Raw genomic sequence first — 24,844 nt, 5'->3', positions numbered from 1 at the left:
ACGGCTTCGTAAAACGTCCGATTTTAATCGTTGCGCTTCATCCCCCGTCACGGCGGCGTACCCTAAGTGCGCCTCACTCCTTAGGGATTCGCAACGCCGTAAGCTCGAACGTTTTTCACATGCCGTCATGGGATGCTTTTGACGAAATCATCAATATGTATGTCGGAGAAACGCGCGATGGTTAACGGTGTTGTTTATTTGAAACAGGGGCCTTTTTGACGAATCAGCGTCAACGCGTCATGTCGTGTTATGAAGTTGTTCTGGGCCCTCTCCGTTAAATGCATGAACGGTAAACAGGCCGGTTGTTAGAAGCTCCAGAGCCTCGTTGAACAACATCTTGATGGTGTCTTTTTCTGCCGAGTCCTGAACATAAATTCTGATAATAAACATTTTATAGATTGAAAATAAAATCTTAGAAATATTGTCTACATTAACAGGACGGAACACCTTTTCACTGATGCCCTTTTCAATAATGGTCTTAAGCATCTCGACAGAGTCGGCGTGAATTGTTTCATAGCGTTCATTCGTGGGAAACATCGGAAAAATTTCCGGATCTTTTTTGAGAAGGGCTCTCAATTCGGGGGCCTCATCCAGATAATCGATCGCTTTTTGAGCTATCGTAAAAAACTGATTCTCGGATGTTTTTCCAGTTAAAACGGCTTCCATCACGTAAACCTGCCATTTGACGAGAGCGGATCGAACCGTATTTTCATAGAGATCCATTTTGTTTTCAGCGTAAAGATAGAGATTGCACTTGGTCATATCCAACTCTTTGGCGATATCTTCCATGGTCGTTTTTTTATAACCGAATTCGGAAAAAACTTTTAACGCTGCCTTGTAAATATCATTGGCGTTGGCCTTTTTTTTCATGGCGCAAACAGGGTCCTTAAATTTATTAATGAACATTTGGTTTAATTGTTCATTAATAAATTCAACCCTTCTTGTTTGTCAAGATTTTAGTATTCGGGAACGGGTCTTATGATACGTGTGTGGAGTTTTTTGGGATCGGGATAAAACAATTTGCCCAAGAAGTGCCCTGATTTGCATCAGGTTTGAATCGATCTGAAACGAAGATGCCCTGTTTGATAAAACCCGTTTGCCGGCCCTTTATATGGGTTGGCAAACGGGAAGCCCGGTTTATGTCCTCACGCATCAGCGTGTTGGCCGCCACTCCGTCCGATCAGCGGGGAATGAAATCCACGGGGCGTTTTTCCGTGAGGGTGATGGCGGATTCAGGACAGGTGCCGTGACAGAGGCCGCAGCCCAGACAGAGCTCCTCGTTGACGACAGCCGCGTCATCGGTGAGGGTGATGGCGTTGAAGTGGCAGCGGTCAAGGCAGGTGCCGCAGCCGGAGCAGACCGAGGGGTCCACCGTTGCGCAGAACCGGCTGGGAGCCGTGAGATTCAGGCGATCGGAGATGATCAGGGGCAGGGTCTGGCAGCAGCAGGAGCAGCAGTTGCAGATGAAATGACCCACGTGGGATTTGTTCATGGTCACGTGGACCAGGCCTTTTTCCTCGCAGTCCCGGAGAATGGCCCGGGCCTCGTCCTTGTCGATGGCCCGTCCGGTGCCCCGGTCCAGGGTGTAGCGGGCGGCGTTGCCCACCTGGATGCAGACCTCGAGGGGATGATCGCATTTGCGGGCGATCAGACGGCAGGTGCAGGGGGTCACGGCCAGGGCGTCGGCGGTCTCGATGACGGCATCCACACTGTCCATGTCCAGGACCTGCTGTTTGCCGGGATCGACTGATTCCTCCACGGCGATGACCCGGGTGAAGGCCGTGGGAACCACCTTGGTGATCATCCGGGCGTAGTCGGGCCACTCGGTCTCCATGAAGGTCTGCCACAGATCGTGGAATTCCCGGGTGGCTGCGGGCCAGAGAATGGTTCCGTCGTGAAACTGGATCAGATCCCGGCACATCTTGTATTTGGTCTGCCCATCCCGCAGGGACTTGAAGGCCAGACCCTTGACATACAGGGTCCGACACATGGCGTCCACCGTCGCCGCGTCTTTTTTCAGATCCCGGGCCAGCTCCTCCGGGCTCCCCGGCATGGCCATCAGCAACTCGGCCTCCTCCGTGTCGGCGATCATGGCAAACAGCTTCGGAATCAGGGTGGAGCCTGGAAGAAAAATTTTATCCGCCATCCGGTCGTAAATCGATTTTTCCATGGATCATCTCCTTGTGAGTGCTTTGAACCCATCTCAAGCTATTTCGTTGACGGCTGCCTCCGGCGGCCGGTTTTATAAAACCGGCCAATAGAAAAAAAACATGTTTGGCAACCTTTTGAAAAGGTTGGCCCCCGGCAGGGCCGCCGGAGGCATCCCTCTGCCCTTAGCCGGTAATCGATTTCACCCGGTTTTTCAGCCAGTCGGCCCAGGCGTCGATGCCCTGGCCGGTGCGGGAGGAAATCTCGAAGATGGTGATGTCGGGGTTGATGGACAAAACCCGTTGTTTGAACAGGTCCAGGTTGAAATCGGACAGGGGCAGGTAATCGATCTTGTTGATCAGGAGCACCTGGCAGACGGAAAACATCAGCGGGTATTTCAAGGGCTTGTCGTCACCTTCCGGGATGGAGAGGATCATGGCGTTCAGGTGGGCGCCGGTTTCGAATTCGGCCGGGCAGACCAGGTTGCCCACGTTTTCAAGGAACACCAGGTCGAATCTGCCGTAATCCATGGCGTCAAGGCCGGTTTTCACCATGGTGGCGTCCATGTGACAGAACCCGCCGGTGCGGATCTGTATGGCATGGGTGCCCGACGCCATGATTTTCTCCGCATCCACTTTGGAATCGATATCCGCTTCCATCACCGCCACCGCCAGGTCGTTTTTGATGCGGTCGAGGGTTGAAAGGATCGTGGTGGTTTTTCCTGCGCCGGGGGAGGCCATCAGGTTGACCAGCATCGTCTTTTTCCCGGTCAGTTCCGCGTTGAGGGCCTGGGCCGTCTTTTGGTTGTCGGCCAGAATGTCCTCCTTGACCTCGATGATCCGTACGTCGTTCATAAGACCTCCATGTTCTTGATATAGTATTCCCTGCCCGAGACCAGGCTGTGTTTCTCACCGCCGCAGGCCGGGCAGACCGGCTTCGTGCCGCTTTTAACGTCAATTTCAAAGGACGCCGAACAGGCCGAGCAGCACATCACCGCCGGGACCCGTTCGATGACCAGCGTCGCCCCCTCGGCCACCCCGCCCTTGCTCAGATAGTCGAAATACTGCTGCATCCACTGGTCCTCCAGGTCCGACAGCACCCCCACCCGCAAATGGATGGCCACGATCTTCCGGACCTGGTGCCGGGCCGCGTGCTTGAGGACGATCGATAAAATACTGTTGATCACGGGTAATTCATGCATGGGCGGAGCCTTTCGACATCTCGGTTCAAAAAACAGACCGGCGTGGATCTTAGCATAAGGACTCGGCCGAAGAAAGGGGCTTGAAGAGCACATCCTTCAAGCCCCGATCAGCGCCGGCCCCTAACTCCAGGTGATGGGGGGCTCGTTTCTGGGCGGCATGCGGTGGTATTTGAATTTGGGGAAACCCACCATCAGCGCGGCGTAGTTTTCTTTGGTGCCCAGCCCCAAGGCCTCCTTGAGGGGGGGCCAGGAAAGGGCGGCGGCGTTGAAGAATCCGTTCCAGCATCCGCCCAGGCCAAAGGCCGGCAGGGCCAGTTCCAGATAGGTGATCGCAATGGTGCAGGCCGGTTTGGCCATGACATTGGCTTTCTCCCCGTTGGCCAGGATCAGGTGGGGCGCGCCCCGGCTGATGGTGTCCATACCGAATTCCCATCCGGCCACCACCATGTCGAGGTGCATCATGGCGGCGATTTTGGGCTGTTCCTTGAGCATGTATTTCATCCAGTCGATGACCATGCCGCTCAGGCGTTTGACCTCGTCCCGGCGTTCGATCACCTGCCAGGTGACGGGCTGGCTGTTGTGGCCGGACGGCGCCTGGGAGGCAATTCGGATCAGCTCGGTGAGGGTGTCCCGGTCCACGGATTTGTCCTTATAGGTCCGGATGGAGCGGCGGTAACGGAGGAAATGTTCGGCCTGCTCCGGATTTAAAAGCAGATCCGTGTTGACCGGCAGGCACTGGTCGGGTGTCAGGGTGTCCAGGGACAGGGCCTCCGTGGGACAGACCGCCACACAATGCCCGCAGCGGATGCACAGGGTCTCGGCCCCCCGCACCGGCGTGGGGGTTTTGTCCGCCATCTGGATGATCTTCATCGGGCATTCCGCCGCGCAGATTCCGTCATGGTTGCATTTGTCACTATCGATCGTCATAAACGCCATATGCTGTTGTCCTTTCGTTTGTTTGTTTACATGCTGCCGTCCGGCCCGTGGTCCTGAAGGTTGCGGCTCCAGTCGAACCCCGGATAAAACCGGTCGATGAAGGCTCTGGCCGCACCCGATTCGAGGTGTTGGCGCGTCGTTTCGGACACCGGAACCAGACGCAGGTCTTTAAAAATTTTTCCCACATCCCCCCAGCCCACCGGATGGTCGGAGCCGAAAAAAATCCGGCCGGGATACTGCCCCAGACGCCGACTGAGAAGCGTTTCGAAGGTTTCCGCGGTCAGGGGCGGCTCCAGATAGGGCCGGAAGCTGTGCCTTAAAAACACAAAAACGCCGGTGGCGTCCAGGTACAGGTCGGGGAATTCGTCGAGCAGGTCCAGGGCCTGATCCAGATGGGGATAGGCCATGTGAACCAGAACCGCCGGCAGTCCGGGAAAGCGTGCGAGCAGACGGCGAAGTTCCGTCACGGCCATGCCCTTGCCATAGAACGTTTCAAAGCCCGTGTGAAGAAACACGGGCTTTTTAACCTCCTCGAGAAAGGCATAGAAATCATCCATGCGCGGAGCCCAGGGATCGAAGCGCTGGATGAAGGGGTGGAGCTTGAACCCGGCCACCGAATGATCGGCGAGCAGGCGTTCGGCGACCCCGGCCTTGTCCGGCGTATCCGGGTGGATCCCCGCCACGGGAACGGCCCCGGGCACGGACCGGCAGAAGTCGATGTTGAACGCGTTCAGGTCATCGGTCTCATCAGCCGACAGGGGGTAGACCAGATTGAAAAAATGGGTGACCCCCCCCTCTTTCAGGTCACGAACCAGATCCTGCGCCGTCACCGTTTCCGCCACCGGATGACCGGGAAAGGCCTTTTTCATCCACCGGGCCAGGCCCTGGATGCGCCGGTCCGTCATGATGTGGACATGGGTGTCGATCCGGATCGGCCGATCGTTCATTGCCCGCCCTTGAACGCCTGGATAAACGCCTGAAAGCCCCGGGTCTCCATGGCCAGCGCCTCGTCGAAGCTGCCCTTGTTCCGGTTTTCAATGAGCGTCTTGACCGTCATCATCATCTGGGGATTGACCGCACAGATCTGCCGGGCGATCTCCATGGCCCGGTCCACCAGGTGATCCGATGACACCACTTCGTTGACCAGCCCGACGGCCAGGGCCTTGTCCGCCGAAATAAACTGACAGGTCAGCGACATCTGTTTGGCCATGCGCCGGCCCACGGCCTCCTGGAGCATCTGGGTCATGCCCCAGCCCGGGTGGATGCCCACCTTGGCGTGGGTGTCGGCAAAACTCGCGTTTTCCGAGGCGATCAGAAAATCACAGTTGAGGGCGATCTCGAAGCCCCCGGTGATGGTGGGACCGTTGACGGCCCCGATGATCGGTTTGGTGCAGGCGGCGAACACCGAAAGCAGGTCGGAGCCGTCACCCCGGGGATCGAACAGGTTGTCGGTACCCAGGCAGGCCAGGTCGATCCCCGAGCAGAAGGCCGTGCCCTGGCCGGTGATGACGGCCGCCACAATATCCGGATCAGCGGCTACCGTGTCCAGCGCGTCATAAAGCTGGGCCAGAAGAGCCTGGTTCAGGGCGTTGCGGCGTTCCGGCCGGTTGAGGGTGATCAGGGCCACCCGGTCCTTGACGTCAAACAGCACGCATTGTTCCATGGCTTTCTCTCCTTCAGGCAAGCATGCCGCCATCGACGGTGATGCAGGAACCGGTGGTATACGAGGACGCATCGGACACCAGATAGAGCACGGCACCGGCCATTTCCTCGGGCTGGGCCATCCGCTGGAGCGGAATCTGGGCCAGCACCATGTTCTTGATCTCTTCGTTGGCGGTGAGGGCGCTGGCAAATTTGGTATCGGTCAGCCCGGGCAACAGGGCATTGACGCGGATCTTGTGGGGGGCCAGTTCCTTGGCCCAGGCCTGGGTCATGCTGATCAGGGCCGCCTTGGTGATCGAATAGATACCCTGGAGAAAGGCCGGCCGGACCCCGTTGATGGACGAAACGTTGACCACGCTCCCGCCGCCGGTGCTTTTCATCATCTTCGCCGCCGCCTGGGTGAGCATGAAAGGGGCCTTGAGGTTCACGCCCATGGTCTTGTCCCAGGCCCATTCCTCGGCGTTGATCATCTCGCCGAAATAGGGATTGGCCGCCGCGTTGTTGACCAGAATGTCCAGCCGTCCGTGCTTGGTTTCAATGGCCTTCATCAGGTCGGTAATCTGCTCCGGGTACCCCATGTTGCAGGCCATGGCCTCGGCCGATCCGCCGGCATCGGTGATTTTTTTCACCACCACCTCCAGGTCGTCGAGTTTTCGGCTGGCCAGGATGCAGTGGGCGCCGTTTTCGGCCAGGGTGATGGCGACGGATTCGCCGATGCCCCGGCTGGCGCCGGTAATCAGGGCGATTTTGTCGTTCAGGGAAAAGGTGACCATGTGTTCCTCCGTTTGATGTTGAATATCGGGTAAATGGTTAATCGCTTAAGAGATTCCGGCCAGTTCGGTGTACATGGCGATCTCGGGTTTGCCGTCGAGCAGGGGTTTGAGCGCCGCGAACAGGCCCTTGAAGTAATCCGTCGAACTGTGGGCCGTCACGGCGTCCATGTCCGCGTATTTCTCGTAAAAAAGAAACACGCCGGGGTTGCCGAGGTCCCGGTGCAGGGTGTAGGTGAGGGTTCCCGGCTCCTGCCGGACTTTTTCGACCATGTCCCGGAGCAGCTGCTCCATCTCCGCTTCCTTTCCGCTCAGTGCCTTCATTTTCGCCACGATGACCATAAGGCCTCCTTTTTTTATCAGAGTTTGGACCGCTCGATGACGGAGAGAGCCGTCTTTTCAAGAATCTGAACGCCTGCAATCAGCAGGGCGAACCGCTCGTCTTTGGTGACGCCTTCGTAATAGCGTTTGTAGATCTGCTGGGCAATGACCGCCAGGCGGAACACGCCGAAGCAGTAGTAAAAATCCATGGCGCTCATGTCCCGTCCGGTTTTTTCGCCGTAGCGGGCGATCAGTTCGGCCCGGGTCAGGGCCCCGTCCAGATGGGTGGGCATCATGCGCATGGCCTGGGCCTCGGGCGGATCGTTTTTCTCGATCCAGTAGGCCAGAGAGTTGCCCAGGTCCAGCAGGGGATCGCCGTAGGTGGCCATTTCCCAGTCCAGGACCCCGATGATGTTCATCGGATTGGCCGGGTCCAGCACCACGTTGTCGAACTTGTAGTCGTTGTGCACGATGGTCGGCCGGTCCGTATCGTTCTGCATCTTGTCGGCCAGCCAGCCCATGACCGTTTCGAAGTCCGGGGCATCCGGGGTTTTCGCCTTGCGGTAGCGGTCGCTCCAGCCGTCCACCTGGCGCTTGACGAAGCCCTCGGGCTTGCCCAGGTTGTCGAGGCCGACCTTGACCACGTCAATGGAATGCAGTTCCACATGGACGTCCAGCAGTTTCTCGCACAGGGCCCGCATGCCGTCGGCGGGCAGATTTAAGCCCTTGGGCAGGTTCTTGCGCAGGATGATGCCGGGAATCCGTTCCATCACGTAGAAGGGGCAGCCCATGACCGCCGGGTCTTCGGTGTAGGAAAGGGGTTTGGGGCAGTAGGGATAGACCGGCCGCAGGGCCGTCAGAATCCGGTATTCCCGGCCCATGTCGTGGGCCGATTTGATGTTGGCCCCCACCGGCGGGCGGCGAAGCACCATTTCCGTATCGCCCACGCTGATCAGGTAGGTCAGATTGGAAAAGCCGCTGGGGAATTGAGAAATGGCCAGGGATCCCGTGAGGCCGGGAATGGTATCCTTGAGATAGGCTTCGAGAACCGGAATATCCAGTTCCTCGCCCTTTCTGATGTCTTTGGGTTTGTCGATGTAATCCATGCGTGTCTCCATGTGTGTTCGTGATCACGGGGCCGGACAGGCCAGACAAAAGGATGTGACGACGGCAATGATACCTTCCGCGTACGCATCCACGGTGATGTTGCGTTTCTTGTATTTCCAGCGTTTCAGGTACCAGTCCTGCTGCATGGCCTTGATCAGGCTGGCGGTCAGCAGGTGGTTGCCCGGTTTGAAGACTCCCTGTTTTTCCCCGTCTTCGAGGATATCCACCAGGATCTGTTCGGTATAGGACTCCATGTCCTGAACGGATTTGAGTTCCTCCTCGCTGAGGTTCCGGGCTTCCATGAAGGTAAAAAAGAACCAGGGCCGGGCCAGTTCGCTCAGATAAAGGTGAGCCCGTATCACGGCTTTCAGCTTGTCCACGGGATCGGACGTGGCCACCATGGAATCGGCCAGCACCCTCTGGACCATGGACCGGCCCTGGCGCTGGATGATGGCCAGAAGATCGTCCTTGCTGGTGAAATAGCCGTAGAGAGCACCCATGGACAGACCGGTTTCGCTGCTCAGGTCCCGCATGCTCATGGCCTGGAACCCTTTGGCGTAGGAAATTTTAAACACCGCGTCGAAGATCTTCTCGAAATTCTTGATGGCGGTTTTTTCCTTTTTGATCCGGATGCTGTCCTGATTTTTCCGATACACGTCCCGGCAGATGTCCTGCTTGGTGTCGCTGATCCTCTTTTTGAATTCCTCGTATGTCATGGCGTCCCGATGGCTGATTTTCAATGATGCATTCCGCCTAACCGCCGCACCGTCCCGGACCAGGGCCGGGACGGATTTGGGGCGATTCCCTATTTCACGATCTTTCCTTCATAGGTTTTCAGAATGCGTTTGGCAAGGGACATCTTGTGAACCTCATCGGCCCCGTCGTAAATCCGGGCCGCCCGCTCATGGCGATAGAAATAGGCCAGCACCGTGTCATCGGTCATGCCCAGACCGCCGTGAACCTGAAGGGCCCGATCGACCACCCGGTTCATGGTGTTGGCCACCAGGTACTTGATCATGGAGATGCTGTCCCGGGCGTTTTTGGCGCCCATGTTGTCGATCTGCCAGGCCGCGTTCAGGGTCATCAGGCGGGCCGCTTCGATTTCCGCCGCCGAATCGGCGATCCACTGGCGCACGATCTGGCGGGAGCCCAGGGTGCTGCCGTCCGGAGCGATCACCCGCTCGTTGGCCCGGGCACACATCAGGTCGAAGGACCGCTTGCAGACACCCAGCCAGCGCATGCAGTGGTGAATCCGTCCCGGCCCCAGGCGTTCCTGGGCGATGACGAAGCCGTGTCCCTCGGGTCCCAGCAGGTTCTTTTGGGGGACGCGGCAGGACTGATAAAGGATCTCGGCATGGCTGGCGTAGTCGCTGCCCGTGTGACCCATGACCGGAATGTTACGCACCAGGTTGAACCCCGGGGTGTTGGTCGGGACGATGATCATGCTGGCCTGAAGGTAGGTGGGAGCCTCGGGATTGGTCACGGCCATGACGATGGCGAAATCCGACCCGTCGGCGGCGGTGGTGTACCATTTGTGGCCGTTGATCACGTAATCGTCCCCGTCCTTGACCGCCGTGGTTTCAAGCATCACCGGGTTGGAGCCGGGCATGTCCACTTCGGTCATGGAAAAGCAGCTCCGGATTTTTCCCTGGATCAGGGGTTTCAGGAAGGTCTCTTTCTGTTCTTCGTTACCAAACATATGGAGGATTTCCACGTTCCCCGCGTCCGGGGCCTGGCACCAGAAGGTGAAGTGCCCCAGGGGAGACCGGCCCAGGGCCTCGGACACCAGCCCGTGTTCGAGCAGGGACAGGCCCATGCCGCCCAGTTCCGCCGGAAAGTTTGGGGCCCAGAGTTCCATTTTCTTGACCATCTCCTGTTTTTCCCGGATGGCGGGGAGCATTTCGTGGAAATCATGGGTCAGAAACTCCGCTTCCATGGGAATCAGTTCCTTGTCCACAAATTCGTTGATCATGCCGATGATCGTCTGCATTTTCTGCGATACGCTGAAATCCATAAGTATCCTCCAAAGTGGTTGGGTAATGCCGTCGTGAGCTTGTTATCGTTTGCCCGTGCTACCTGAAGGTCAGGAGGTCGGGTCTGTTTTCCTTGTCAAGATGTGAGAGCACGTTGAAATTCATCAGGTTGAACCGCCCCCTGCCGTAACTGACCGTGGTCATCGAGGTGTTCCGGATCCACCAGGCCAGACGCATGGCCTCGGTGTTTGACAGGCCAAGGGCCAGTTTTACGGCCACGGCAATGACGCCCCCCGAGGTGAATACCGCCGCGGGATGCCGGCCGTCACCGGCGTCGGCCAGCCCAAGCAGCCCCCGGGTAACCCGGTTCACATAGTCGTCGAAGGATTCCGTGCCGGGTGTTTCGTAGCGGCCCGACACCCACCGGTCCATGATGGGAGCGAACATCTTCTGAAACGCCCGGTTGTCCGTGGTGACCCGGGGCAACAGATCGGCGATCGCCGGGTTGTCGGTGATCAGGCCGGGCAGAAGGGCCCCGATGATGGCCTTGTAGTCGTATTCGTCGAAGGCCGGGTCCGTGACGGGACCGCTCCGGTCCGGGCCCATTTCCCCGAGGGCCAGGCGGGCCGTTTCCGTCTGACGGCTCATGGTGCCGGACATCACCTTATCGAAGACCGTCCCCGTATGCGCCAGCCAGCGGCCCAGGATCCGGCTCTGCTCAGCGCCCGTGTCCGACAGACGGTCGTAATCCGATGCGCCGAACGATGCCTGGCCGTGCCGTATGATGATCAGCTGGGTCATAAAAATGCGTTGTCCTTTGCCGGTTGCCGCCCGGCCGTGCCGGGTCGTGATTGTCATCGTCAGCACGATAGTACAGGGGAACGACGCCGTCTGTCAAGAAAAAAGAACGAGCGTTCGCTTTTTGGCTTGATCTTTTTCGACGGCCGGGTTATTTTCATATCAACACGGTTGATTATAACCCAGGGAGAAGGTGAGTCATGAACATTCTAGTCTGCATCAAACACGTCCCCCAGACCGAATCCGCCACTGCGATCCGGGACGATGAAACCTGGATTTCACGAAGCGCCCATGTCGCTTATAAAATGAACCGCTTCGACGAGTACGCCCTCGAAGAGGCCCTGTTGATCAAGGATCGTGCCCAAGGCGTCCGGGTCGATGTTCTGACCCTGGGCCCCGAACGGGCCCGGGAGGTGCTCAAGCGGGCCTTCGGCATGGGTGCCGATGACGGCATCCACATTATCGATGACGACAGCGCCTACCAGGATCCCGGCACCGTGGCGGCCCGCCTGGCCCGGGAAGCGGCCGGGGGTCATTATGACCTGATCTTCTGCGGCATCATGTCCGAGGATCTGATGCAGGCACAGACCGGCCAGATGCTGGCCGAGCACCTCTCACTGCCCTGCGTGAGTTCGGTGGTGGAGCTGGTCCTCGATGAGGAGGGCAAACGCGCCCACGTGAAACGGGAAATCGAGGGCGGCCGAAAAAGCCTGGTCCAGGTGACTCTGCCCTGTGTTTTGACCATCCAGGCGGGCATCAACACGCCCCGATACCCCACCTTGTCGAAAATTCTCAAGGCCGACAGCAAAACCGTGACCACCGTGACCGAAACCCTCGATCTGACCCGGCAGACCTGCCGGGTGATCCGCTACCCCAAAAAACAGCGTGCCGGAAAGATTCTCGACGGCAGTCGGGAAGACAAGGCCCGGCAGCTTTTGGACCTGTTCAGACAAAAGGATATCATGAGGTAACCCTATGGAACGTATTTCCATTTTGATTATCGGGGAGACGACCGACGGACGGCTCCGACCCGCCACCCTGGAACTTTCGGACGCGGCCCGGCGCATCGCGGGCCCAAAGGACCGCATCGTGCTGGCTCTGATCGGCGACGATCTTTCGGCGGCCTGCGACGAAGCGGCCCGGCTGACCGGCCTCGACGTGCTGTATCTGAACGTGCCGGGCCTTGTGCACGACAACAGCGAAATCGTCAAAACCCTGGTGGCCGAAAAGGCTGAACTGCTCGGGGCCGTTGTGATCCTCACCGCCCATTCTTCCCATGGGGCCGAATGGGCGCCGGGTCTTGCCGTGCGTCTGTCCGCCGCCTGCATCACCGGCGTCAACGGCATCGACCGCGACGGGGACGGCACACTCCTGTTTTCCCGGGCCGTCTGCGGGGGCAATTTCAACGCCCTGATCCGTCCCCGCACCGACCGGACGGTCGTGACCGTCCAGCCCGGCGCCTTCCCCGCCCGGCCACACACCGGGGACCGCGGCCGCATCACCACCGAAACCCACACCCTTGTTCCCCGGGCCCTTCGGGTTACCGGCATCGAGCAGAACCCCTCGGCCTCGTCCGGTCTCAGCCGGGCCAAAGTCATCGTGGCGGCGGGCCGGGGGATCGGAGAGGCCGAAAACCTTGACCTGATCCGACGCTTCGCCGCCCTGATTCCCGGCTCCGCCGTGGCGGGCAGCCGCCCCCTCATCGACATGGGCTGGCTGGAATACCGCTACCAGGTGGGCATCACCGGCGCCGCAGTCTCCCCGGACGTGTATATCGCCTGCGGCATATCCGGCTCCAGCCAGCACATCGCCGGCATGGCTGCGTCCAAATTCGTGGTGGCCGTCAACACCGACCCCCACGCGGCGATCTTCAACGCGGCGGACATCGGCATCGTCGACGACCTCAAAGGCTTCATCGAAACCTTCGAAGAGCTGGTCTCGGGGAAATGATCGACAGCAGGCCCAGGGACGGAAGGAAATAGCGGCCTCGGCGCCCCCCTGTTTTTATAACCCGGGTTATTTTTATTACGCCGGTTATAATTGATGTATCTGCTTGAAATAATACGCTATTTTTCAACAACTCAACCCCGGCTGATAATGGTTGTTATACCCGTGGACCCCCCGCGTCAATTTCATGTCGTTTAACCCGCTGTTTTTAAGACCATATGGTGGTCACCCCATTGTGGAACACCCCTTGCAACAAGGAAACATTGTTTCGCAGTGTTTTCGTTTTTCCGAAAAAAGCCTGTTTGATGACCGACAACTGAAAAAAGAAGGGACACACCATGAAAAAAGCGGATATATCCACACATTGTCTGTTGCTGTTACTCTGTCTTGCCGGCACGGCGTTTGCCATGGGCAGCACGCCTGAGCCCCCCTCGTCCACCGTCCAGCCCAATGAATTCATTTTTGACGGCTGCAGTGTGGTTCCTGAAGGGTACCCCTGGGACCCCTCCCAGGAATACCTCTGGTGTGAGTGCTGCATTGAGCACGACATTGCCTACTGGCGGGGCGGAACCTGGGTGGAGCGCCGGCTGGCAGACGCCCGGTTGGGCCAATGCGTCCAGGAAAAAACCGGTATTCCGGAATTGGGCGCAGCCTTCTACCTTGGAACCGAAATCGGCGGATCACCTTACTGGAAACAGCCTTACCGCTGGGGATACGCCTGGGATGACGGCAGAAATTATCAGGTCAACACCCCCGAAGAAAACGACATGCTCGACGAAGCCCTGCAGCGCTGGCAGGAAAAAATGGACGGCCTGCCCTGCGAAGACCGCATTGAAAACTTCTAAATCCCTGCGCAATGATTCAGCCAAAAACCGCTTCATGCCGCACGCGGCGGCGTGAAGCGGTTTTCAGGTTCCAGCGCCCCTTCGTTCCCGGGGAAAACCCGGAACCCACACGAATCCGCGCCGCCTGTCTCCGCACATTTTTTCCCCTTGATATGTCAGATAACATTCTATACTAATGGATCGGATGCACCATGACGGGGGGAGGCCTTCCCGTGGGCGTCACAGACCTGTGCCCGGTTGAACGTTCGAACGGAGGGATCGTGCGATCCCGATTTTGACTCAAAGACCAATGTCGTTAACTTAAGACACTGATGGGCACGCTGCGCTTTGCCCATCCTACCTTGTGTCGCCCGTAGGATGGGCAAAGCAACGCGTGCCCATCAGGTGAAACAGCAAAAGCACTCGTTAAGTTAAAGGCATTGACTTAAAGACCCTATCACCCCGGTGTTTCACCACCCCCATGGAGGACATGCATGCAGTGGTATTATGCGGTAGGCAAGGAGCGGATCGGCCCCCTGGATGAGGCGGATTTCGAAGCCTGTGTGGCAAGCGGCCAGATCACGGCCAAAACCCTGGTCTGGAACAGCACCTTTTCCGGCTGGACCCGGCTGGCCGATGTGCCGGACTACCCGGGCAAGGCCAAGGAACCCGATCCGATTCCCGGCGTGCCGGTCACGGCGCCGGAGCCCATCGGCGAGACGGCCCGGTGCTCGGAATGCGGGGGTGAGTTTTACGATGAGGAACTGGTCCGTTTTGAGAACGCCCGGGTCTGCGCCGGGTGCAAACCCCTGTTCGTCCAGAAAATCCGGGAAGGCGTTTCCGTGGGCGGGCCGGTTTATGCAGGGTTCTGGATCCGCGTCGCGGCCAAGTTCATCGACGGCCTGATCCTCAGCGTGGTCAACATGCTCATGGGCTTCGTGATGGGACTTCTGATGGTCCCGGTGTTGGATGATCCGGCGGCGACGCTGCAATTCACATTGTTTACCATGTTTCTGCAGATTCTGGTGGCGGCGGCTTACAGCTCCCTGTTTCTCGGTCACTTCAGCGCCACTCCGGGCAAGATGGCCTGCGGTCTCAAGGTCATCACCGCCGACCAGGGTCAGGTTTCCTACATGCGGGGCTTTGCCCGCTATTTCGGTGAACTGGTCAGCGGCATCACCCTGGGCATAGGCTACCTGATGGCGGGGTGGGACAGCGAAAAGCGCGCCCTTCACGACCGGATCTGTGCCACACGGGTGATCCGGGTCCGGCATCTGTAATTATCGTATTTTTCAAACGGAATAACGCCTATGCGATGCACCCAGTGTCAGGCCCCGATTCCCATGGAGGCGGTCAATACCGGTACCCTGGTTCCCTGCGCCCGATGCGGAACCCGGCAGCGGGTGGATCTGTTTCCTGCGGCCCTGTCTCCTGCGCCCGCGGCTCAGGCCGGGGAAACCCTTGTGTCGGACCAGGAAGCCGGATGCTTCTATCATCCCGGCAAAAAAGCCGTGACCGCCTGCGACACCTGCGGGCGTTTTTTGTGTGCCCTCTGCGACGTGGAGCTGTCCGGGCGGCACACCTGCTTTTCCTGCCTGGAACGGAAGAAGCATCAGACGAGCAACAACGACCTGGACAACCACCGGACCCTGTATGACGGCATCGCCCTCCGCCTGTCGGTTCTGCCGTTGCTTTTGTTCTGGATCACCGTGATCACGGCGCCTCTGTCGCTCTTCATGGTGTTCCGGTACTGGAAGGCCCCGACCAGCATTGTGGGGCGCACCCGCATCCGATTCGTGCTGGCGGGCATCTTTTCAAGCATTCAGATTCTGGCCTGGTCGGCCGGACTCTACACCCTGTTGACCTGAACGACGACGGCCGGAGACCGACATGCCCACTGCCAGACCCTATCAGCGACTTCCCGGACAGAAACGGAAAACCCTTGGACGGGACACCCTCTGGCTGGGCCCCGATCACCTGCTTCTGATGGTATCCAGCGGCATGAGTGAACACTACCGCAGGTTCTATTACACGGACATCAAAAGCCTGGTGGTGTCAAAAACCACCACGGCCCGGACCAAGACCCTGTTCGTGTTCGCCGTGTTTGCGATCTGCCTGATCGCGGGCGCCGTCCTTTTCAAACTCGATCACGCGGTCCAGGTGTTTTTCTGGGTCACCGCCCCGGTGTTTCTGCTCTACGGTCTGTTCTGCCTGGCTGCGGGCCCCTCCTGCGCCTGCTGGATCATCACGGCGGTGGGCCGTGAAAAGCTTTCCCCGGCCCACCGGATGAGGCCGACCCTTTCCATGATCGCCCGGCTGAGGGACCGCATCGTCGAGGCCCAGGGAACCCTTACCCCCGAGGTTTTGGCCCATCTGGCCGACGCCGACCCATCGGTCCGCAAACAGCTCTCGGCCGTGGACCCCGACGATCTTCCCCGCCGGGAAGAGACGGGAGCCTGGCACCTTGCCCTTTATCTGATGCTGATCATGCTGTCGGTGATGTCGGGCATCACCCTCTTTTACCGGCCCTATCTCCTGGTCATCGCGGCAACCCTTCTGTTTGCAGCCATGGCCATCGCCAGCATCACGGCCCTGGTGCGCCAGAAGGACAGCGGTCTCTCCCCCTCGGTCAGACACTCGGCCTGGGCCGGTCTGGGCCTGGTGGTTCTGGGCTTTATCCAGAGTTATGCCGAAACCATGTTTCTGGTGTTCCAGCGGGCCGGTCAGGACAAGGGACCCCTCGATCAGCTGACCCTGCTCCGGCTGCACACCCGGATGGACCCCTTTGACTATCCGGTTTTTCTGACCCTGGACATCATCGGCATCATCGCCTTTGCCCTGGTGGGAATCTGGGGACTGTGGGCCCTCAGGCGCCGGAGAACCGTATGAACAGCCTGTCGGCCCGGCGCTGTTTCAACCACGGATTCCGCGAAGCCGTGGCCCGCTGCCCGTCCTGCGGGCGTTTTTTCTGCCGGGAATGCGTCACCGAGCACGATGGCCGCGTGCTGTGCGCGGCCTGTCTGAGCGAGGACGTCAGCGGCCCGGCTCCCCGGACACGCACCTTTGCCGCCCTCCGCTCCCTGGCCGCCTTGATGCTGGGCATTCTGATCCTCTGGCTGATGTTCCATTCCGCAGGGCGGCTGCTGCTTTTGCTGCCCACCGCCTTTCACGAAGGCACGATCTTCAAGGATCTCTGGTAACGCCATGGGCAGAGACAAACCCCGTCAGCAGACCGGCACGGCCCTCATCGAAGAGGCCATCCACCTTTTGAGACGCCTTCCCAAAGGCCTTCTGGTCCGTTACTATGCCGGAACCCTGCCTTTTGTGACAGCCCTTCTTTTTTTCTGGGGCGACATGAGCCAAAGTGCCCTTGCCCCCGGCCGCCTGAGCGTGTCGGCCCTGGGCCTTGCCCTGCTTTTTGTCTGGATGAAGGGGTTTCAGTGTCTCTTTGCCCGGGGCCTCCTCGACCACCTGAACGACACCCCGCCCCAGCGAGGGTCTGCGTCCGCAGCCCTGAGACACCTGTCCTTCCAGGCCCTGGTCCATGCCACGGCACCTTTTCTCTTGCCCCTGGCTCTTCTGATCACCCTGCCCTACGGCTGGGTGTATGCCTTCTATCAGTCCTGCCTGGTGGCCGACTGTCCTCCCGGAAAATCCGTCACCGCCATCGTCCGGGACACCTTCAAAACCGCCGCCCGTGAGCCCGCACAGAACCACATGATCCTCCTCTACCTGACCCTTTTGAAACTGATCGTGTTGATGAACGCGGCCATCGCCGTCTACGCCCTGCCCCAGCTGGCCAAGCGTCTTCTGGGCATCGAATCGGCCATGACCCTCGGCGGATTCAATCCCCTGAACAGCACCTATCTGATGACCGTGCTCTGCCTGACCTATGTATGCGTGGATCCTCTGGTCAAAACCGTCTACACCCTCCGCTGGTTCCATGGCATCTCAGCCGCCGGGGGGCAGGACCTGATGGTCGGTCTCAAACGCCTGGCAATCATTGGCCTTCTGACAATCGCTGCGGCGGGATTCGGCATGACGGCCCTGAGCATGCCCCACAGCGCCCTGGCCCTGACCGAGGATCCGATTCCGGCCCGGATCGCCCCGCCCGCCGCCGTCAGCCCCGAGGCGCTGGAAGAAGCCGTGCATGAGGTCTTGAACAGGCGGGCCTTTGCCTGGCGCATGCCGCCTGCAGATATCGACGAGAACGATGAGCCCGGCATGCTCCAGGCCTTTTTCGACTGGCTGAACCCCCATCTGACCGCCTTTTTCAAAGGCATAGCACGCTGGGTGGACACCATCGCGGACTGGCTGAGAAAACTCTTCCCCCCCCTTGACGGGGACGGGTCCATGGACACCGGACCCTCCGGTCGAAGCGGATCCCTGCGGATGGTCCTGTACGCCCTGTCGGCACTTTTTGTCCTTTTCCTGATCGTTTTCCTATTCCGGATGGTCCGGAACCGGGGGAAAAAGATGCCAGGGCCTGTCGCGACGGAGGCCCAGGTCACCGTGGACCTGAATGACGACAGCGTGTCGGCCGACGATCTGCCGCCGGATTCCTGGAGCCGCCTGGCCCACACCCTCATGGATCAGGGCGATTTCCGGCCGGCCATGCGGGCCCTCTACCTGGGGACCCTGGCCCGGCTTTCCGAACAGCAGCTGCTTTTCCTCGCCCGCTACAAATCCAACCGGGATTATCTGGACGAACTGTCCCGGCGGGGCCATGACCACCCGGAGCGCGTCCACGGCTTCGCCGACAGTGTCTCCCGGTTCGAGGGCGTCTGGTACGGCATGCATTCCGTCAGCCGGGACGATGTTCTCGATTTCGCCCGCATCCAGGAAAGGATCCTCGGCCATGCTCGCTAAACACCGTCAGACCCTCGCCCTTCTTTTCCTGTTCGGTCTGTTCGGATGGGCCCTCGTTCATCTGTTCACCCTCCGGTTCGATGCCGGCGACATCTATCCGCCCTACTCGACGCTGCGGTCCGACCCCCTGGGTTGCCGGGCCTTTCACGATGCCCTGACGGATCTGGGCCTGTCGGTGTCCCGGCACCGGGCCTCCCTCTCGTCGCTGAATGCATCCGATCCGGCCACGGTGTTTTTTCTCGGCGATCAGGCCGGCAGCGGCAGCATCCCCGAGGCCCAGTATCAGCCCCTGGCCGCCATGCTCGACGCCGGTGGCCGTGTGGTCGTGGCCCTGTTTCCCGTCCAGAGCCTGGGTGGCCCCGACGAGGAGGGTTCGGATGAGCCGGACCCGGTTTCCCCGGACGAGCCGGACCCGGTGCCGCCGGAGGAAACGGACACCGAGACGGAATCCAAACCGGCTCCCGACGATGAAAGCTCACCGCCGCCACCCCGGATCCGCACCGTCGACCTCCGGGAGATCTGGGGCTACGCCATCGAAGACCGACCCTGGGCATCCGATCCGGACCCGTCCTCCCTCACGGCCGTGTTCGATGACGGGTCCGGTCCGCAGACCCTGCCCTGGTATTCGACCCTTGTTTTCACCGATCTCACCCCGGACTGGCGGATCCTGGCCCGGCGCGACGGGGAGCCCGTGGTCATCGAACGGACGCTGGGCCGTGGAACCCTTGTCTTCTGTTCGGACAGCTACATGATGAGCAACGAGGGCCTTTCAGAGGATCTGCACCCCGCTTTTCTGACGGCCCTCATCGGCGAACACCGCCGGGTGATCTTTGACGAATCCCACCTGGGCATCCACATGCAACCGGGCATCGCCACCCTGATCCGCAAATACGATCTGGAAGGCCTGGTTTGCGCCCTGGCCCTTCTGGCACTCCTTTTCATCTGGAAAAACGCGGTGCCCCTGGTTCCCCCTGCGGACCGGCCCATCCGGCGGGGGGCCCTGTCGGACCGGGACCAGACCTCGGGCCTGATCAGTCTGTACAAACGCCACATCCCGCCCGGCGATCTGATCCGGGTCTGTGTGGCCCAATGGAAACGCTCCGGCGACGGAATCCGCCTGTTCAAAGGCGACCGGGCCGACACACGCCACACCCTTTTATCGGCGGCAGACGCCGTGTCCACGTCCGAGGCCGGGGTAAAGGATCCCCTTTCCGCCTACCGTGAGATCAGACGCCTGCTGTCCCAAGGAAAAACACCATGAACACGGATACGGAACAACTCAAGGACATCCTCACCCGGACCCGGGACGAAGTGGGCCGGGTCATCATCGGTCAGACGCGGGTCATCGACCAGTGCCTGGTCGCTATTTTCACCGGCAGCCATGTACTCATCGAAGGCGTCCCCGGCGTGGGCAAGACCCTTCTGGTCAAAACCCTTTCCCAGGTGCTGGGCTGTGAATTCAACCGCATCCAGTTCACCCCGGACCTGATGCCCGCCGACATCACCGGCACCCATGTGTTCAACCTCAGCGACAACCGCTTTTCCCTGATCAAGGGGCCGGTGTTCACCCAGTTTCTGCTGGCCGACGAAATCAACCGGGCCCCGGCCAAGACCCAGTCGGCTCTGCTGGAGGCCATGCAGGAACGCAGTGTGACCATTGACCGGAACACCCATGTCCTGTCGCCGGACTTCACCGTCTTCGCCACCCAGAACCCCATCGAGTTCGACGGCACCTATCCCCTGCCCGAGGCCCAGAAGGACCGGTTTCTGCTGAAAATCACCATGGATCCCCCGGACCGGGACGAGGAACTTCAACTTGCCGAGCGGATGCGCAGCGATCAGGCCCCGGAAACCATCCTGGCCTCGGGGACCGTCCGACCGGTGCTCAACGGCGAGCCTCTGTCCCGGCTGCGCAGCGCCCTTTTCGGCATCCGGGTGGCCGACGAGCTGATCGGCTACATGGTCGATATCGTCCGGAAAACAAGGAACCATCCCTCGGTGCTGACCGGGGCCGGCCCCCGGGCCACCCAGGCCCTTCTGCTCTCGTCCCGGGCCCTTGCCGCCCTGTCGGGCCGGGATTTCGTCACCCCCGACGATATCAAGGTCATGACACGGCCGGTGCTGGAACACCGCCTGATTCTCCGGCCGGAATTTGAAATCGAGGGATTGACCCTTTCGGACGTAATCGGCGACATTCTCACAGACGTGACGGTTCCCAGGTAAAGGCCCATGCCCATGGTACCCACCCGACGACTGATCGTGTTTTCAGGAATGATCACGATCCCTTCGAGCCTGATGGCCGCCCTGATTCCCGGAACCGGAACCGCCGCCTGGGGCCTTGCAGCCCTTCTGGCCGCCCTGGCCCTTTCAGATGCGCTGATATCCCGGCGCCGGGCCCGGGACGTCGTGGTGACCGTCGACCCGGTGCTGCGCCTCAGTCAAAACGGGGTCGGGGATCTGACCTTTCACATCCATACCGCCAATGAATGCGGCGGTGCTTTGCGCCTCGGCCCGGCCCTCACGCCCGACCTGGTGCCTGACACGGCGGACAAGTCCCTGGTGCTTGACCGCCATCACACCGACCACCGTCTGACCTTCCAACTGACCGCCCGCAGGCGGGGCCGTTACCGGCTGGAGCGCTGTTATCTGGATCGCCCCTCCCTTCTGGGCTTGTGGGCTGTTCGCGCCGTGCACATCCTTGACGTCGACATCCGCGTCTATCCGGACCTTTCCACGGAACGGAAAACCCTGGCCCGCCTGTTTCTGAGCCGGGACCCGGGCAGCCGGTCCCGGCGTCTTTTGGGCAAGGGACGGGAATTCGAAAAGCTCCGGGAATACACGGCCGGAGACAGCTACGAGGACATTCACTGGAAGGCCACGGCCCGGCGGGGCGCCCCCATCTCCAAAGTCTTCCAGGTCGAACGCACCCAGGACATCTACCTGATGATCGACGCCTCACGGATGAGCGCCCGCAGCGCACGAATCTTCGACCCGAACGAGGCCCCCGATCACCGACAGACGGATCCGGCCTCCGGGGACACCATCCTGGACCGGTACATTACCGCCGCCCTGACCCTGGCCCTGGCCGCGGAAAAACAGGGCGACCGGATCGGCGTCGGACTGTTCGCCGACACCATGCTGGGGTTTCTCCGGAGCGGCAGCGGCAAGGCCCACTACAACGCGGTGCGGGATCTGCTTTACATGGCCGAACCCCGGCGGATCACCCCGGATTTTTCCGAACTGTTCACCTTTGCCGGAACCCGGCTCCGAAAGCGGTCCCTGTTGATCATCCTGACCAGTCTGGATGATCCGGTGCTGGCCGAGACTTTTCTCAACCACGTTCACATCCTCAGCCGGCGGCATCTGGTGGTGGTGAACATGCTCAAACCATCCTGGGCAAAACCCTTGTTCTCCCGGGATGCCCCAAATCTCGGCGATCTGTACGGGCATCTGGCCGGTCACACCCTCTGGCACCAGCTCCGGGAACTGGAAAAGGCCCTGGGACGGCGTCACACCGGTTTTTTTCAGCTGGACCCCTCAGGCCTCAGCCTTGGCCTGATCGGCCAGTATCTGGATATCAAGCAGAGGCAATGTCTATGATTATTGATCTCAACGCCTATATCCGCGAGGCCGAACCGTTCTGGACCGAACTCGAGGACCTGCTCGACCGTCTGGACCGCGACCCGGCCATGCGCCTTGACCTTGACGGCATCCAGCGGTTTTACTACCTGTACCAGAAAGCCGCCTCGGATCTTGCCCGCATGGCCGGACTTTCGGCAGAGCAGGGCATCCGTCTGTATCTGGAAGCCCTGGTGGCCAGGGCCTTTGCACGGATTCACGAAAGCCGCAAACGCGGCCGGGCCTTTTCCCCGCTGCGCTGGTTTGTCCGGGATTTTCCCCGAACGGTCCGGCGGCGCATCCTGGCCCTCATGGTGTCTGCGGCCATCATGACCGGCGGTTGCCTGTTCGGGGGCCTTGCCCTGTCTCTGGACCCCCAGGCCAAAGAGGCCCTGATGCCTTTTTCACATCTGTCGGGTGATCCGGCGGACCGCGTGGCCTGGGAGGAAAGCGCCGACCGGGACCGCCTGGCCGGTCATAAATCCGGCTTTTCTTCCCAGCTGATCGCCAACAACACCCGGGTCTCGATGCTGGCCATGGGCCTCGGGATCACCTGGGGCCTCGGCACCCTGATTCTTCTGTTTGCAAACGGCGTGATGCTGGGGGCCGTGGTCGCCGACTACCTGCTGGCCGGCCAGGGTGTGTTTCTGATGGGCTGGCTTCTGCCCCACGGATCCATCGAAATTCCCGCCATCGTTCTGGCGGGCCAGGCCGGTCTGGTGCTGGCCGGGGCCCTGATCGGCCGGGGGCAATCCATGGGTCTTGGAAACCGGCTGAGAGCCGTCGGGCCGGATCTTCTGACCCTTATCGCCGGGGTGTCGATTTTGCTGGTCTGGGCCGGTCTGGTCGAGGCCTTTCTGTCCCAGTATCACGAACCGGTCATTCCCTATGCGGTCAAAATCCTGTTCGGTGCCGTGGAACTGACGGCCCTGATCGCCTTTCTGGCTTTTTGCGGACGATCCGGCGAAGAGGTGCGGCCATGAACGATCGACGCTACGCCGCCATGACCATTCACACCCCCGAAGGCCTGACCTTCGCCCTGCGCCTGGGCGGCCCCCTGGTCCGGCTGCTGGCCTTTCTGACGGATCTGATGTGCATTGCCGTGCTGACCCGTGTGATCACCGCCTTGTTCGGCCTGGTCGGCCTGATCAGCGCCGATGTGTACACGGCCCTGTCCATCCTCACCTATTTCGCCGTGTCCATGGGCTACGGCATGGTGCTGGAATGGCTCTGGCACGGCCAGACTGTGGGCAAGCGGCTGCTTAACCTGCGGGTCATGGACGCCCAGGGCCTGTCATTGAGATTCGATCAGGTGGCCCTCCGGAACCTTTTGCGGCTGGTGGATATTCTGCCCGCCTTTTACCTGCTGGGGGGGCTCTTCATGCTGATCTCCCCCGTCTACCAGCGCCTGGGAGACCTGGCCGCCGGAACCATCGTGGTCTGGACCCCCGACACCCCCCAGCCCGACCTGTCCCAGCTGTTCGCCGGGAAGTTCAACTCCTTCCGCGCCTATCCCCACCTCTGCGCCCGGCTCCGCCAGAAAACCACCCCCGCCGAGGCCGACCTGGCCCTCGCCGCCCTGCTTCGCCGGGAAGCCCTCGCCCCCCAGGCCCGCATCACCCTGTTCGCCGCCATCGCCGCCCACTTCCGAAACCACGTGACCTTTCCCGACGAAGCCCTCGTCGGACTCTCCGACGAGCAGATCACCCGCAACCTGGTGGAAATCCTTTTCCGGAGTGAGGCCGGCACCGGTGCCCTGCGGCAAACGCCGTCATAACCCACGATCATTTCTCCGTTGCATCAGTCTGGAAGCTCGTCTATAATGTCCGAACATTAAATGATGTTCCATGACGGCAGTCTGTCGCGTCGTCCGTCGCCGAAGCGCGAATCCGCCGTGTCAGTCCGTTTTTATTCCGATTTGAAATGACCGCCTCATTCAGGGCACGATAAGGTCATCACGTAATATCGTTCACCCCCCCCCCTAATAAACAACGAATAAGGTACAACATGCGAATGCTCACAAAAATGAAAGCCCTCGTGACCCTTCTCATCACGGCCATTGTCATGGCCGCGTCGTTCCATTTAGCGTACGCCGAACCGGCGGATGAAAACTTCAATGATGACAGTGCTTTGAATGAGGCAGGCGCTCAATTCACCAACGACGGCATCACCTATACCCTGGGAGCGCCATTGATCGGAACGTTCGTGACAAATGACAGCACCAGTCCGTTGGGGGATGACGGAGCCGATTATTACATGGCCGTCGGTACAAATTCCTCCCTGACCATTTCAGCGGCAGATGGGCTGACGTTCTTTTTCAGGGGACTCGCCATTGATGCCCTGGCGGATGCAAACATCCTGATCACACCCAGCGGCGGCAGTGACGTGACCCTTGTTTCAAACAATTCATGGGTAACTCAAACCCTTGATTTTTCGGCAAACACTGATTTCCAGAACATCAGCTCCGTGACCATCAGCGGCAGCAATTTACTCTTGTCGATTGACGATCTGGATTTTTCTCCGCCGGTATTGCCCACGTACTCGGTCACCTATGACGGCAATACCAACACCGGAGGCGCCGTGCCCACGGACGGCAACAGCTACCACAACGGTGATCCGGTCACCGTTCTGGGCAACACCGGATCTCTGGTGAAAACCGGGTACACCTTT

At 60.0% G+C, this 24,844-nt stretch carries 27 protein-coding genes; 14 read left to right on the top strand and 13 right to left on the bottom strand.

The window, feature by feature from the left end:
* Positions 1 to 237 precede the first annotated feature (237 nt).
* The 13 genes from ACYQ11_RS12505 to ACYQ11_RS12445 all read right to left on the bottom strand — a co-directional run bounded on the left by ACYQ11_RS12505 (position 238) and on the right by ACYQ11_RS12445 (position 10,919).
* Positions 238 to 870, bottom strand: coding sequence for a TetR/AcrR family transcriptional regulator (locus ACYQ11_RS12505; protein WP_459924129.1), 633 nt, complete (start codon positions 868 to 870; stop codon positions 238 to 240).
* A 310-nt stretch (positions 871 to 1,180) separates the two neighbouring features.
* Positions 1,181 to 2,170 carry an ATP-binding protein gene (locus ACYQ11_RS12500; protein ID WP_459924128.1) on the bottom strand — a complete coding sequence of 330 codons (990 nt, stop codon included), beginning with the start codon at positions 2,168 to 2,170 and terminating at the stop codon, positions 1,181 to 1,183.
* A 163-nt stretch (positions 2,171 to 2,333) separates the two neighbouring features.
* Positions 2,334 to 3,002, bottom strand: a complete 669-nt coding sequence (hypB, locus tag ACYQ11_RS12495) for a hydrogenase nickel incorporation protein HypB (protein ID WP_459924127.1) — start codon at positions 3,000 to 3,002, stop codon at positions 2,334 to 2,336.
* Positions 2,999 to 3,349 (bottom strand): hydrogenase maturation nickel metallochaperone HypA, encoded by a 351-nt coding sequence (hypA, locus tag ACYQ11_RS12490; RefSeq protein WP_459924126.1) that lies wholly within the window; start codon positions 3,347 to 3,349, stop codon positions 2,999 to 3,001. The genes hypB and hypA overlap by 4 nt, the downstream gene beginning before the upstream one ends.
* A 120-nt stretch (positions 3,350 to 3,469) precedes the next feature.
* Positions 3,470 to 4,285, bottom strand: a complete 816-nt coding sequence (locus tag ACYQ11_RS12485; RefSeq protein WP_459924125.1) for a nitroreductase family protein — start codon at positions 4,283 to 4,285, stop codon at positions 3,470 to 3,472.
* Positions 4,286 to 4,311: 26 nt separating this feature from the next.
* Entirely contained in the window at positions 4,312 to 5,232 is a 921-nt protein-coding gene (locus ACYQ11_RS12480; protein WP_459924124.1) for an amidohydrolase family protein, read from the bottom strand.
* Positions 5,229 to 5,948 carry an enoyl-CoA hydratase gene (locus tag ACYQ11_RS12475; protein ID WP_459924123.1) on the bottom strand — a complete coding sequence of 240 codons (720 nt, stop codon included), beginning with the start codon at positions 5,946 to 5,948 and terminating at the stop codon, positions 5,229 to 5,231. The genes ACYQ11_RS12480 and ACYQ11_RS12475 overlap by 4 nt, the downstream gene beginning before the upstream one ends.
* Before the next feature lie 13 nt (positions 5,949 to 5,961).
* Entirely contained in the window at positions 5,962 to 6,720 is a 759-nt protein-coding gene (locus ACYQ11_RS12470; protein ID WP_459924122.1) for an SDR family oxidoreductase, read from the bottom strand.
* 45 nt (positions 6,721 to 6,765) lie between these two features.
* On the bottom strand, positions 6,766 to 7,059 hold the full coding sequence (locus tag ACYQ11_RS12465) for a putative quinol monooxygenase (protein ID WP_459924121.1): 294 nt from the start codon (positions 7,057 to 7,059) through the stop codon (positions 6,766 to 6,768).
* 17 nt (positions 7,060 to 7,076) lie between these two features.
* The gene (locus ACYQ11_RS12460; RefSeq protein ID WP_459924120.1) at positions 7,077 to 8,144 is read right to left on the bottom strand and encodes a phosphotransferase family protein; all 1,068 of its coding nucleotides are present in this window, start codon (positions 8,142 to 8,144) and stop codon (positions 7,077 to 7,079) included.
* 24 nt (positions 8,145 to 8,168) lie between these two features.
* On the bottom strand, positions 8,169 to 8,885 hold the full coding sequence (locus ACYQ11_RS12455; RefSeq protein WP_459924119.1) for a TetR/AcrR family transcriptional regulator: 717 nt from the start codon (positions 8,883 to 8,885) through the stop codon (positions 8,169 to 8,171).
* 65 nt (positions 8,886 to 8,950) lie between these two features.
* A complete protein-coding gene (locus tag ACYQ11_RS12450) occupies positions 8,951 to 10,159 on the bottom strand; it encodes an acyl-CoA dehydrogenase family protein (RefSeq protein ID WP_459924118.1) in 1,209 nt (402 codons plus the stop codon).
* Positions 10,160 to 10,217: 58 nt separating this feature from the next.
* A complete protein-coding gene (locus ACYQ11_RS12445; protein ID WP_459924117.1) occupies positions 10,218 to 10,919 on the bottom strand; it encodes a histidine phosphatase family protein in 702 nt (233 codons plus the stop codon).
* 197 nt (positions 10,920 to 11,116) lie between these two features.
* Here ACYQ11_RS12445 and ACYQ11_RS12440 point away from each other — a divergent pair, with 197 nt between their 5' ends.
* The 14 genes from ACYQ11_RS12440 to ACYQ11_RS12375 form a co-directional block, all read left to right on the top strand.
* Positions 11,117 to 11,887 carry an electron transfer flavoprotein subunit beta/FixA family protein gene (locus tag ACYQ11_RS12440; RefSeq protein WP_459924116.1) on the top strand — a complete coding sequence of 257 codons (771 nt, stop codon included), beginning with the start codon at positions 11,117 to 11,119 and terminating at the stop codon, positions 11,885 to 11,887.
* Positions 11,888 to 11,891: 4 nt separating this feature from the next.
* Positions 11,892 to 12,866, top strand: coding sequence for an electron transfer flavoprotein subunit alpha/FixB family protein (locus tag ACYQ11_RS12435; protein ID WP_459924115.1), 975 nt, complete (start codon positions 11,892 to 11,894; stop codon positions 12,864 to 12,866).
* A 335-nt stretch (positions 12,867 to 13,201) separates the two neighbouring features.
* Entirely contained in the window at positions 13,202 to 13,708 is a 507-nt protein-coding gene (locus ACYQ11_RS12430) for a hypothetical protein (protein ID WP_459924114.1), read from the top strand.
* Positions 13,709 to 14,181: 473 nt separating this feature from the next.
* On the top strand, positions 14,182 to 14,967 hold the full coding sequence (locus ACYQ11_RS12425) for an RDD family protein (protein ID WP_459924113.1): 786 nt from the start codon (positions 14,182 to 14,184) through the stop codon (positions 14,965 to 14,967).
* 30 nt (positions 14,968 to 14,997) lie between these two features.
* Positions 14,998 to 15,555: a B-box zinc finger protein gene (locus ACYQ11_RS12420; RefSeq protein ID WP_459924112.1), complete on the top strand. Its 558-nt coding sequence runs from the start codon at positions 14,998 to 15,000 to the stop codon at positions 15,553 to 15,555.
* 22 nt (positions 15,556 to 15,577) lie between these two features.
* Complete coding sequence (locus ACYQ11_RS12415) at positions 15,578 to 16,576, top strand: hypothetical protein (protein WP_459924111.1); 999 nt, start codon at positions 15,578 to 15,580, stop codon at positions 16,574 to 16,576.
* On the top strand, positions 16,573 to 16,887 hold the full coding sequence (locus ACYQ11_RS12410; protein ID WP_459924110.1) for a hypothetical protein: 315 nt from the start codon (positions 16,573 to 16,575) through the stop codon (positions 16,885 to 16,887). The genes ACYQ11_RS12415 and ACYQ11_RS12410 overlap by 4 nt, the downstream gene beginning before the upstream one ends.
* Before the next feature lie 4 nt (positions 16,888 to 16,891).
* Positions 16,892 to 18,556: a hypothetical protein gene (locus ACYQ11_RS12405; RefSeq protein WP_459924109.1), complete on the top strand. Its 1,665-nt coding sequence runs from the start codon at positions 16,892 to 16,894 to the stop codon at positions 18,554 to 18,556.
* Positions 18,546 to 19,817 carry a DUF4350 domain-containing protein gene (locus tag ACYQ11_RS12400; protein WP_459924108.1) on the top strand — a complete coding sequence of 424 codons (1,272 nt, stop codon included), beginning with the start codon at positions 18,546 to 18,548 and terminating at the stop codon, positions 19,815 to 19,817. The genes ACYQ11_RS12405 and ACYQ11_RS12400 overlap by 11 nt, the downstream gene beginning before the upstream one ends.
* Positions 19,814 to 20,779, top strand: a complete 966-nt coding sequence (locus ACYQ11_RS12395) for an AAA family ATPase (protein ID WP_459924107.1) — start codon at positions 19,814 to 19,816, stop codon at positions 20,777 to 20,779. Before ACYQ11_RS12400 ends, ACYQ11_RS12395 begins: the two co-directional genes overlap by 4 nt.
* 6 nt (positions 20,780 to 20,785) lie before the next feature.
* Positions 20,786 to 22,156, top strand: coding sequence for a DUF58 domain-containing protein (locus ACYQ11_RS12390; protein ID WP_459924106.1), 1,371 nt, complete (start codon positions 20,786 to 20,788; stop codon positions 22,154 to 22,156).
* Positions 22,153 to 23,157 (top strand): stage II sporulation protein M, encoded by a 1,005-nt coding sequence (locus tag ACYQ11_RS12385; protein WP_459924105.1) that lies wholly within the window; start codon positions 22,153 to 22,155, stop codon positions 23,155 to 23,157. The genes ACYQ11_RS12390 and ACYQ11_RS12385 overlap by 4 nt, the downstream gene beginning before the upstream one ends.
* Positions 23,154 to 23,951 carry an RDD family protein gene (locus ACYQ11_RS12380; RefSeq protein ID WP_459924104.1) on the top strand — a complete coding sequence of 266 codons (798 nt, stop codon included), beginning with the start codon at positions 23,154 to 23,156 and terminating at the stop codon, positions 23,949 to 23,951. The genes ACYQ11_RS12385 and ACYQ11_RS12380 overlap by 4 nt, the downstream gene beginning before the upstream one ends.
* 260 nt (positions 23,952 to 24,211) lie before the next feature.
* Positions 24,212 to 24,844, top strand: a 633-nt coding sequence (locus ACYQ11_RS12375; RefSeq protein WP_459924103.1) for a hypothetical protein, incomplete at its 3' end; no start/stop codon positions are given.

Source organism: Desulfatiferula olefinivorans (genome assembly GCF_054657895.1).
The sequence above is the reverse complement of the archived record's forward strand: the minus strand, read 5'-3'. Positions and strand labels throughout refer to the sequence as shown.

Coding starts and splice junctions, on each gene's coding strand:
- ACYQ11_RS12505 (WP_459924129.1), bottom strand. CDS start 870: ATGAAAAAAAAGGCCAACGCCAATGATATTTACAAGGCAGCGTTAAAA.
- ACYQ11_RS12500 (WP_459924128.1), bottom strand. CDS start 2,170: ATGGAAAAATCGATTTACGACCGGATGGCGGATAAAATTTTTCTTCCA.
- hypB (WP_459924127.1), bottom strand. CDS start 3,002: ATGAACGACGTACGGATCATCGAGGTCAAGGAGGACATTCTGGCCGAC.
- hypA (WP_459924126.1), bottom strand. CDS start 3,349: ATGCATGAATTACCCGTGATCAACAGTATTTTATCGATCGTCCTCAAG.
- ACYQ11_RS12485 (WP_459924125.1), bottom strand. CDS start 4,285: ATGGCGTTTATGACGATCGATAGTGACAAATGCAACCATGACGGAATC.
- ACYQ11_RS12480 (WP_459924124.1), bottom strand. CDS start 5,232: ATGAACGATCGGCCGATCCGGATCGACACCCATGTCCACATCATGACG.
- ACYQ11_RS12475 (WP_459924123.1), bottom strand. CDS start 5,948: ATGGAACAATGCGTGCTGTTTGACGTCAAGGACCGGGTGGCCCTGATC.
- ACYQ11_RS12470 (WP_459924122.1), bottom strand. CDS start 6,720: ATGGTCACCTTTTCCCTGAACGACAAAATCGCCCTGATTACCGGCGCC.
- ACYQ11_RS12465 (WP_459924121.1), bottom strand. CDS start 7,059: ATGGTCATCGTGGCGAAAATGAAGGCACTGAGCGGAAAGGAAGCGGAG.
- ACYQ11_RS12460 (WP_459924120.1), bottom strand. CDS start 8,144: ATGGATTACATCGACAAACCCAAAGACATCAGAAAGGGCGAGGAACTG.
- ACYQ11_RS12450 (WP_459924118.1), bottom strand. CDS start 10,159: ATGGATTTCAGCGTATCGCAGAAAATGCAGACGATCATCGGCATGATC.
- ACYQ11_RS12445 (WP_459924117.1), bottom strand. CDS start 10,919: ATGACCCAGCTGATCATCATACGGCACGGCCAGGCATCGTTCGGCGCA.
- ACYQ11_RS12440 (WP_459924116.1), top strand. CDS start 11,117: ATGAACATTCTAGTCTGCATCAAACACGTCCCCCAGACCGAATCCGCC.
- ACYQ11_RS12435 (WP_459924115.1), top strand. CDS start 11,892: ATGGAACGTATTTCCATTTTGATTATCGGGGAGACGACCGACGGACGG.
- ACYQ11_RS12430 (WP_459924114.1), top strand. CDS start 13,202: ATGAAAAAAGCGGATATATCCACACATTGTCTGTTGCTGTTACTCTGT.
- ACYQ11_RS12425 (WP_459924113.1), top strand. CDS start 14,182: ATGCAGTGGTATTATGCGGTAGGCAAGGAGCGGATCGGCCCCCTGGAT.
- ACYQ11_RS12420 (WP_459924112.1), top strand. CDS start 14,998: ATGCGATGCACCCAGTGTCAGGCCCCGATTCCCATGGAGGCGGTCAAT.
- ACYQ11_RS12415 (WP_459924111.1), top strand. CDS start 15,578: ATGCCCACTGCCAGACCCTATCAGCGACTTCCCGGACAGAAACGGAAA.
- ACYQ11_RS12410 (WP_459924110.1), top strand. CDS start 16,573: ATGAACAGCCTGTCGGCCCGGCGCTGTTTCAACCACGGATTCCGCGAA.
- ACYQ11_RS12405 (WP_459924109.1), top strand. CDS start 16,892: ATGGGCAGAGACAAACCCCGTCAGCAGACCGGCACGGCCCTCATCGAA.
- ACYQ11_RS12400 (WP_459924108.1), top strand. CDS start 18,546: ATGCTCGCTAAACACCGTCAGACCCTCGCCCTTCTTTTCCTGTTCGGT.
- ACYQ11_RS12395 (WP_459924107.1), top strand. CDS start 19,814: ATGAACACGGATACGGAACAACTCAAGGACATCCTCACCCGGACCCGG.
- ACYQ11_RS12390 (WP_459924106.1), top strand. CDS start 20,786: ATGCCCATGGTACCCACCCGACGACTGATCGTGTTTTCAGGAATGATC.
- ACYQ11_RS12385 (WP_459924105.1), top strand. CDS start 22,153: ATGATTATTGATCTCAACGCCTATATCCGCGAGGCCGAACCGTTCTGG.
- ACYQ11_RS12380 (WP_459924104.1), top strand. CDS start 23,154: ATGAACGATCGACGCTACGCCGCCATGACCATTCACACCCCCGAAGGC.